The 10,138-nt window shown below is 60.5% G+C and carries 4 protein-coding genes; 2 read left to right on the top strand and 2 right to left on the bottom strand.

Annotation, left to right across the window (positions count from 1 at the left end; genetic code table 11):
* Window positions 1-525: hypothetical protein (locus PLJ71_12095; protein ID HQM49419.1), on the top strand; the 525-nt coding region annotated here is incomplete at its 5' end.
* Window positions 526-751: 226 nt separating this feature from the next.
* Here PLJ71_12095 and PLJ71_12090 read toward each other — a convergent pair.
* Window positions 752-3,283 (bottom strand): hypothetical protein, encoded by a 2,532-nt coding sequence (locus PLJ71_12090; protein ID HQM49418.1) that lies wholly within the window; start codon window positions 3,281-3,283, stop codon window positions 752-754.
* Between the two features lie 363 nt (window positions 3,284-3,646).
* Window positions 3,647-4,747 carry a uroporphyrinogen decarboxylase family protein gene (locus PLJ71_12085; GenBank protein ID HQM49417.1) on the bottom strand — a complete coding sequence of 367 codons (1,101 nt, stop codon included), beginning with the start codon at window positions 4,745-4,747 and terminating at the stop codon, window positions 3,647-3,649.
* Window positions 4,748-5,884: 1,137 nt separating this feature from the next.
* Between PLJ71_12085 and PLJ71_12080 the strand changes: the two genes are divergently transcribed.
* Complete coding sequence (locus PLJ71_12080) at window positions 5,885-10,048, top strand: PKD domain-containing protein (GenBank protein ID HQM49416.1); 4,164 nt, start codon at window positions 5,885-5,887, stop codon at window positions 10,046-10,048.
* Window positions 10,049-10,138 lie beyond the last annotated feature (90 nt).

Below are 10,138 nucleotides of genomic sequence, written 5' to 3'. Positions count from 1 at the left end.
GGTCCCGGCGGATACTACGACGATCTCGGATGCGCCTGGAAGCAGCCCCACCTCGTGAAACCAAAGCCGCTATGGGACGACCCGGCCGGCGTCACCACGCCCCGTGAAGACCATACGTTCGATAGCGGCGAACCGAACCGCCTCTCGTGGCTTGATCTGAGTGAAGCCCTGTACCAGACGCCGCTGGTGCTGCGCTACGAGGACCTGGAGCCGAATGCCGCCTACCGCGTGCGCGTGACGTACCTCGGCCGGTACAACGCGACCGTTAAGCTTGTCGCGGACGGCGCATACGAGATCCACGGCGCCTACGGCCATACCGTCGATGGCGTGCGCTACACGATCGACCGCGACAGCGCTGCGGTGCTCCCGACCGGGGAAGACGAGCCGGCTCCGGTGGTCACGCCGCTGGAATTCCCCATTCCGCGTGAAGCTACCAGCGACGGTATCCTCGAACTCCGGTGGAGCCGCCTTACAGGACGTGGCACGCAAGTTGCCGAAGTCTGGCTTATCAAGAACGAGAAATGACGCGGCGGCGCAGCCAGGTCCCTCGTTTCTGAGGTTCATCCGAAGCCGATCCCCGCGCGCAGTTTCGTGAGTGGACTGACAGGCGGCTGGAGCCCCGAATCGGCGCCGAGCGCAACGCGATTCGTGTCTATCGCTCATACATTTCGCGAATAGGCCGACCGACGGAGGTCTGGCGGCCAAGCAGGGAGCCATGCCGAAAGGAGCGGTCACGCAAAGGGCCTCCACGTTACGGATTCGCGGACCAGGGCATGTTGCCCTTTCGCAGGAGCCAGATCTCAGCGCAGCCAGTGACCGGGATAGGGCCGGGCCCCGGGACGAGCGTGATGTTCAGCATGCCATCCTGAGAGACTTCCTTTGGAATCTCGAATTCGTGGAAGACCATGTCTTCGGTCGGGATGTCAAATCCGTCGCTGATGACCGTGTCGTCGGCCTTCAATCCCTCGGTCAATCGGACTCCTTCAAGAAAGGATGAGTCCCCGTCGAGGTGCGCGCCAACGGAGATTCGCACCACATATTGAGCTGACGGGTCGAGACCGTCGTATCGAAACGCCACGGGGGCCTCCGTCCTCATCGAGTACGCCAAGTTGTAGTGCGAGAGCTTGGCCGGGCCGGGGAAGGGGTTAAACCCCCACAGAGCTTCACCGGCGACAAGGTGCGGGGATTCATTCGGCCAACCGACGTCATCGTAGAATCCGCCCGCGCCGGGCTCATCATAATAGAGAAGCATCTTGGCGGCGTTCCGAAGCCCTCCGTCGTCCGCGCGGGCCAAGGCCTGCCGCAGCACCTTGGTCCACCAGCCGATTTCGGTGAGGTCGAGCGCCGGAACGATGAAGGGCGCGGGCTCTCGATAGCCGATTATCGTGTTAGCCTCCTCTGCCAGCTCTAACGCTTCGGCCATGACGGCCCTCATTTCATCGGTCTCGATAGGCTGTTCGAGGAGCTGGACAGCCTGCTGGATTTGCGCGGCGGGATTGTGGCTGGCATCCGCGTCAGCCAGCAACCGGCCGGCCTCGCCTTTGAGCGCGTGACCACGTTCGAGTTCAAGCTGGATGTAGCGGTCCATCAGCGCTTTCTCGAGGATGATTCGCCAGCGGTAGTCGGTCTTCAGCAGGTTCGGCGGGATCTTCGCTCCGGCGGCATGGAGCAGCTCGACGGCCCTTGCGATGCCTGGATTGCCGGCCACCGGTTTCTCGAGCGTTTCCTCCATGAGGAAAATTGCCTGAGCGGCCTCTTCCTGCGCTTCCGGTCCGAACCAATAGCGGCAGTATTCCCTCGTGATGGATTCGGCGTCCTGATGCGGATTCCAGAGCAGTCGATACCAGAACCACTTGTTGAAATCGTCGTGCATGCCTTCGCTGTAATGCATATCGCCGAGCGCGTAGTGGAGGATCTCCTGGCCCACTTTGTGGAAGTTCCGTGGCCGCGCATTCCACGATCGCCGGTCATACACGGCCGCCAGTGCGACGTCGGGATGCGGCACGGCGAACTGCGCCTGCATCCAGTGCGTGATGTCGCTGTAAAGGACGATGTTCGTTGTAGGGGGCAGTTCATGATGCATGAATTTCAAATAGTTGCCGAGCGGTCCGAACCCTTCGTACTCAAACCATTGTGGATTGACGGGCCCCCGGATGTAGGTCTGCATCTCATCCGCGCCCGGTCCGTATCGAATCGCATAGAGCCAGCTTGTGTCGCCGTGGTTGAGATACTCGAAGATGGCGCGGTTTCCTTCGTTTGTCAGATCCTGATTCGTGGCCAAGACCTTGCAGCGGGGATGGTACGTGTGCAGGATGCCGGCGATATCGTGAACGAGGGCGATATACTTGTCGCCCCAAGGCATGCACTTATCACAACGGCATCCTCCCTCGTCCCCGGAGTTCGTCGTGAAGAAGTCGTAATCCGGGGCATCCTTGAACATCTGGTCGAAGGATTCGAGCAAGGCCTTTCTGGCCTCGGGAACGGACGGACAGACATACCGCGCCGCCCGGCCGCCATCAGCTCGCCATTCGGCCGGGAACCCCGGAGGCATCTCGTTGGCCGTGCGGCCGAAGGTCGTTAGCATGCCGTAGGCGCGAATAGACGCGGGTTCCCCTTCGAAGATGTTGCACCCGAGGAGCATCAAGTCTTCCATGACTTCCGTCATTTCCCCGGGGGTCTGCGGACGGAGGTTGCCGAACTGGCGAGCCCGGCTACCCGGTCCGGTTGGTCTTCCGCCCCGGAGGGGGAAGGCGGGTTTGTCTTGTGCGTCAATCCTGGGCAGCAGCAGCGCATCAGACAAACAGGTCACGGCTCTGAGAACGTACCCCACGCCGTAGAGCATGCCCCGCTCATCCGCGCCAGCGACGCAGATGAGCGCCTTGGGGCCCTCAACGATCTTGGTCTTGACCGCAAAGCTTTCAGGATGGATCTTGTCCGAGCCAGGCAGAGCCGGCAATCGCACACCGAGATCATGCATCACACGTGAGGCGAACCCCGCGCCGCCCGGTATGCCGAGCACAAAGACCGCCTCGGCTTGAGATATGACCTCCTGAAGATCGGGAGCATCTTCCTGAGCGATCTGGACGGTCACGGAACTCCTCTTGAGAATCCGCGTCTTCAAGATATCAGCGGCTTTGTTCTCGGGTTCGCTGTTCGGACTCCCGGTCACGATAGCCAGTCGCTTCACACGGACCGCGTCTTCGGTCGGAGCCGCCGGGATGGACGCATTCAGCGCCAGCAGAAGAAAAGCCAGAAAGGCCGCACACACGGTCCGTTTTGCCATGTTCGGTTCTCCCAAGATGCCAGGGCTGGTTTCGTCCAAGGGCGATGGCGCGACAATCCACACGCTCAGAGACGGCTTACCGCTCTCTTTGTCATTCTACGGCCTCTCTTGTCTGTTCGCCAACTTGGCGCACAAGCCAACGGCTATGCAGAGAGAGCTTCTCACGGGCCCCCCTTTGTTGCTCATCGGGGATCACGGACGCGCCAAGACCCGCTTGGCAAACTCCGTGGCGCAGGCCCTGGACCGCCGCTTCTTCATCTACGATGCCTCGACGTGCAGGTTTCGCGGAAATATCGGATACCCCAATGCCGCAAGGTCCCGCGTACTGCACCAGCGCCTGCCTCCGGGCCCTCGGAGGAACGCTCACGCCGGTGAGAGCTCTTCCCAAACGTCGAGCATCCGGTGATAGTTCTCCACCATCCGGGACGTCATCCGGGCAAGCGGTTCGGCCGTCGTCTGGAGAACCATCCTGGCCTTGCCTCCTTCGAATGCGTTTCGCGCCGCTTTCTCGACGACTTCCGGTTCCTCGTGTTCCAGCAGCCTGGCCTCGATGTTTCCCCCGAGGGTGATCCGGCCGTCCGCAAGCTCTTTGGCCTCGGCAAAGCTGACGTCGCCGTCCGGAGGCGGTTCCACCGGCTCGAAGTAGTCCGCGCCGCGTTCGATCACGCGTGCCAGGGTCGAGCGGACGTTGCCGTGGCAATGCACGTGGCTCAACGCCCCACCCGCATGGACCCGTTCGATGACCCGCCGCTCGAACGGCTGGACCAACTCGTCGTAGACCCGGTTCGAACCCATCGGGGGAGTCACCCACTCGCAGCCGCCCATCCACACCCACTCGACACTGTTCTGGGAGAGCAGCACATCCAGAACGTCAAGAATCCGGTCCAGGCACAGTTGGGTCAGTTCCCTCAGGAGGTTCAGCTCGGTAGCGCACAGCTCCAGGAACCGCTCGTAGCGCATCATGCCCGCAACACACACAAACGGCGACGATACGCCGGAATGGACAATGCCCCGCGTCGCGAAGGCGCCCGGCAGCGAGGACAGGTCGGGAGGCTCCAAGCCCGCCGGCAGTTCCCAGGGAACGGACTGCAGCTTCGCGATGTCCTCCAGGGTTTCCACGGGATACTTCAGGGTCCACACAGTATCGGTGGCGTGGTTGCGCTCGGTGACCGCGGTCAAGGGTCCCCGAGGCGTATCTATCACCGTGGTCGTGACCGTTTTCCCGTTCCCCTCTTCCCACTTGACTTCCCGCAGGCGCTGAGGCGGGGTAACGAGATAACGGTTGACCTGCGACGGGCACTCGTAGAGAAAATGGAGATGTTCGCCCATACGGCTGAGGATTTCCCGCTTGCCCGGGTCGTCCGTCTGCTGGGGGAAGCCGTCGTGGAAGCCCAGCAAGAGAAGAGGCACGCGGTCGACCGGCCGTCCCTTCAGCGCCGCCAGCATTCGCTCACGCGGGTTCATCACGCTCTCCTTTGCTGCGCCCGGTTTTTCCAAACCTGCCGTGCGGCGAGACGAGGCATGCATCGTTCCGCATCACTCTGCCTTGTTTTCTGCAACCCGCCCCTCCCGGGGCGCTCAGTTGGGTGGCGGCCCGCACGTCCTCCTTGATGGTCCGCGCCATCTGGTAGGCAGAACAAGTTGCGCAAGAAGCACGCATTGTTCGGGGCGCACCCTGAATTCGTGGGCGTGTTCGTAAGGTCATCCCGCGCGACAAGTGGACCTCCTCGTCCTGGTCTCGACTGAGGGGTACGAGACTGTACCCGCGACGCCACCATCATGATTCTGGAGATGCTGTTACCAGAGTTAACCAGAGACTGGCCGTGCGAATCAATCGCCCGGAATCGGCAGCTACGCTGAAGCATGCCGGCAGGAGCGGCATTCTGGCGAAAAGGCACTGGGCGTGCGTGAGAGCTTTGTTCTGACAAGGAAGGGGGCTCAGGGCAGCCAGTCTTGTCGGAGCGACTCGCTTGAGCCATCAAATGCGCGTTCGATGCAAGCCCTTTTGCGAGGGCACCTAAGGCGTCGTCTGAGTTCTTCGCCCCTACAGGAAGCAACTGGCTGGGGTTTCTGTAATTACAGCGGTTTCAAGGGGTTAGGGCTACGGGCGGTAATGCGGTCATTACCCAAAGTTCGCGGGTTCGAATCCCGCCCCCGCTACCATTGATACGCAAGGACTTACGGCAACAGAAATCCTCTTTTTTGTGCCCCTGTTTGCCGTCAGCGAAAGTGGGACAGATCCGGGGTTGGGTCTAAGGTATAGGTTGAGGGTGTTCGCGGGCTAGCCCCCGGTGGCAGACCTGGGCGCAAGGCATTGTGGGGAAAGTCCTGGCGGATCATTCGATTCCTTTGAATTCTCCGGCAATAGTGCTACGCTCTGCACCGGGCTTTCTCGTTAGCCTGGATGAGTACGGACTGGAAAGGTGCGTTTTCCGGTTCTCGGGTGGAAGTCATGGCTTGGAGATAATGTGGATGCTGGGGCCAAAGAGTGACTTCATGCGCCATAGCGGTAGAGCGCAATTCGGTGGTATACCAGGAAGAGCGTCTTCTTTTTGTGGTCCTCGCGTCTTTTGTTCGCTCATTCTGTGCCTGCTTCCGTTGGTGTTGGCATTTCGACTGGAAGCGCAGGAAGTTGATTTTGACGTATCGCACCGGGTCATCCGCCAGGGCAAAACGCTGACTTGTTCCAATGAGACGGTGGCGGGCGCGCTCCCCGTTATTGGCTGGGTATGGGATTTTGGCGATGGCGGAACGAGCGCGGATGAGGCGCCGAATCATGTTTATGGCGCGCCGGGACAGTTCACCGTTTCGTTGACGGCGATTACCGCTTCGGACAACGTGACCGAGACAAAGGTGGGATATGTCATCGTGTTGGGTCCGGGTGCGCCGGTGATCATTAATGAATATCTCGCTTCTAATGGCAGTGGCCTGCAGGATGAAGATGGGAAGTATTCGGACTGGATTGAACTGTATAACGCGACGGACGATCCGGTGTCGCTGCTGGGTTGGGCCTTGACGGATGATGAGCTGAATCCGAGTAAGTGGCTGCTGCCGGATGTGACGATTGGTCCCGGCGGTTTTCTGGTCGTTTTTGCCTCGGACAAGAATCGTTCGGCGGTGCCGGGTGAATTGCACACCAACTTCAAGCTGGACGCGGACGGCGAGTACGTTGCCCTCGTCCAGGATCCGTCGGTGCCGACTGTGGCGTATGCTTATCCGGCGCGCGAGCAGCGCACGGACGTTTCCTATGGATTGGTCGGCATGGACACGGGGTTGCCGGAACCGGAGCTGCATGGGTTCATGGTAGTACCTACGCCCGGCGCGCCCAATGCCTACGACAGCGCTCAGGCTGACGTAACGGCCGCGCCTGTCTTGAGCCATATTCACGGCCATTACGACGCGCCCTTTAACCTGAGCCTTACGGCCACAGACCCGGGCGCCGAGATCTATTACACGGAGGACGGTTCGCTGCCGAATCAGGTGACTGGCACCCTGTATGCCGTGCCGCTCCCCGTGACCGCGAATAGGGTGATTCGCGCGATCGCCTATGCGCCAGGGTACATCGGGTCAAGGGTGGTAACCGCGACTTATATCATCGGCGCGAGTGCCTTGGAGAAGAGCTTGCCTGCGCTGTGCGTGGTGGGCGATCCGGCGAAGGATCTATGGGCGCCGGACGGCATCATGGTCATCAATGGCGGCTATTACGATGATTCGGGGAAGTGGCAGCCCCTCAATAGCGGCGATTTCAATTCGTTCCTGGAGCACGGCGATGAATGGGAGCGCAAGGTTTCCCTGGAGTTCTTCGATCCATCCGGCGCGCCGGCTTCGTCTGAGCTGCTTGGTTTCCAGGAGGATTGCGGTATCCGGGTACACGGCAGCACGGGGCGCCGGGAAGGATACCGGATCGCCGCAGCCATCGATGATCCCTGGGATGATTACGTGTACAAGATTTCGTTCCGCTACTATTTCCGGGATGAATACGGAAATTCGCGCTTGCTGTATCCCCTGATCCCGAATGCGAACCTGTACAGCCTGAAGCATATCGTCATGCGCGCGGGCACGGACGATCCCTACAATCCCTTTGTCAAGGACGAAATGAGCCGTCGTTTGATGGCTCAAATGGGTAATGTAACGTGCATGGGTACTTTCGTTCATTTCTACCTGAACGGCTATTTTAAGGGCTATTACAATCCCGTGGAACGCTATTCCGAAGACTTCTTCCAGCACGCCTATGGAAGTAATACGGGCTGGGATGTTGTCAAGGGCACCGATGAAGCGGAATACGACCGACGTGAACTCGTGGAAGGCGACTGGGGTGCCTGGTTTGCGCTGAATGATTTCGCGGAGAATAACGACCTGTCCGACCCAACGAATTACGCGGCGATCGCGACGATGATGGATATCGACAACTTTATCGACTATCTCATCATCGAATGCTATGGCGCGAATTTCGATTGGCCGCGAAATAACTGGTACATGGCCCGTGAACGCAGTGCCGATGCGGGTTTGAGCCGCTGGCGCTTCTATGTCTGGGATATGGAAATGTGCTATTACGCCATGTCCGACTCGGCGGAAGATTTTACGGTGGAACCCTATTCGGATAATCCCTTCCACCTGACCGACGGCTGGAGTTTCCTGCGGGCGCCGGGAACAAACCGGGACGACTCCCCAATTGCCAAGCTGTACCAGGCTTTGCGCGAGAACGATGACTTCAGGGCTGCCTGGGAAGCGCGCGCCTGTGTATTGCTTGGCCCGGGCGGAGTTCTGGGCACAGCCAATGCGCAGGTTCTGTTTGATGACTTGTATAACGAAGTGAACGACGTCCTGCTTTACCAACCCATGAACACCTTCATCCGCGACGTATGGGCGGTCGAGCGTCCTCGGTGGTTGCTGCATTGGTTTGCCGAAGAAGGGCTGATGCCCACGTATGGAAATACAGACACGGACGCCGACGGGCTCACGGGGGTCGAGGAAATCGCGCTGGGTACAAACCCGGACAATCCGGATTCGGACGGCGATGGCTTGACCGATGGCGAGGAAGTGAACCTGCTGTTGACGGACCCGTTGGATTCCGACTCCGATGACGACCTCTTGCCGGACGGATGGGAAGTCGACTACGGCCTCAACCCGAACAGCGGCGCCGGCGACGATGGCGCCAGCGGCGATCCGGACTTGGATACGTACTCCAACCTCGATGAGTACAACGCCGGTACCGACCCGCGCTCCGGTGAGTCTTTCCCGGGCAATTCCGTCCCGGCGGCGGATTTCAGCGCGACACCCACGAGCGGCTGCGCTCCGCTGAGTGTGCAGTTCACGGACCAGTCGTCCGGTAGCCCCACATCGTGGTTGTGGAGCTTTGGCGACGGAACCACGAGCTCGGAGCAGAATCCGAGCCATGATTATGCCGAATGTGGCCTCTACGCGGTGACGTTGACGGTTCAGAACGCATACGGCTCGGACACGGAAACGAGGACAGACTACATCGTCGTGACGTGTGGAGACCTTGTTGCGAACCGTTCGTTCTGGTACTACAAGTATGCGTCGCCGGGGGTCGAGGAAGTCAGGGTGACCATCGAGAACCTGGGAGCGGACGATCTGAGCGCCTTGGAGGTGGTCGAAGAGCTCCCGGCGGGGTGGACGTTTGATTCGCTGGTAAGCTTCGACCCGGCGGGATGCGGCCCCGCGACCATCCCGAGTCTCGGCGCAACCGGCACGCTCGAATTCATCTGGATTTGCATTCCCGAGTCCCCCTATACGCTCACGTACCGGGTGAATGTGCCTTCTGGTCAGACGGGCGAGGTGCCTTTCTCGGGCGATGTGCATTACCAGGGTGCGGGTGGCGCTGAGCAAACAGCGCCAATTGGCTGTCTGGGTTCAGTAGCGGAACGCGTCCAGCATTCGCTGGATTACAGTCCCGCGAATTACACGATCAGCGTGTCGGAGATTCTGCGGGTGATCCAGTTCTACAACCTTGGCGGGTATCACTGTGCCGTTGGGACCGAGGACGGGTACGAACCCGGCCTTTCGGAAGCGCTGGACCCCTGCTGCGTGCCGCACGACAGTGACTACAATCCGAAGGATTGGAAGATCAGCGTGTCGGAGATCCTGCGCGTGATTCAGTTCTACAACTTGGGCGGTTACCATCTCGCGGAAGGTACCGAAGACGGCTACGCCCCGGGGCTCGCCGCCAAAGCAATGCCGAACAGCGTTAAGGCCGATGAAAAGATGGTTCTGCCCCCGGCTGTAACCCTCCCGGCGCTCTATGCCGTGCGCGGGACCGCCGCGAACGGAGACGCCTCTGAAGTGACGGTAACATTCACCGGCGTCGGCGCGGAACCGGTCTCGGCCTTGGGGCTCGTGGAAACGCTGCCGGAGGGTTGGACCTTTGATAGTATCGTCGATGCCACCGAGCCGCCTGCCGTCGCGCCTGTCCAAGGCGACTCGGGCGAACTGAACTTCGCCTGGATCTGGCCGCCTGCGTTGCCGGCACAGGTGACCTACCGCATACACTCAGACTCGGCCAAAGCCGGCATGGCGGAGCTCGTTGGAAAGGCCCTGTACCGCACCTCCGGCGCGGAACAGCAAGCCGTGGTGGCTCACGGGGCGCCGCAGACGTTCCATGCCGACGCCAGCGCCTCCCCGCTGTGGCAGGGTCTCCCGACCCAGCCACTGTTCCGACCGCCAGGTCTCCAAAACCGCCTGGATGCCGAATACGCGTCCACGGATGAACAGAGTGGCTTTGTGTCGAGGCGTTTCTTGCGATAGAAGCACCAAGGCACAACGACACAAAGAAGACCGCAAAGATGTCGCCACTGCTTTCCCAATGTGGCGTCCGGCCTTGTGTCGGACGTCCGG

The organism is Candidatus Hydrogenedentota bacterium, from assembly GCA_035416745.1.
GTDB lineage: Bacteria > Hydrogenedentota > Hydrogenedentia > Hydrogenedentales > SLHB01 > UBA2224.
This window is presented reverse-complemented; position numbering and strand designations above follow the sequence as displayed.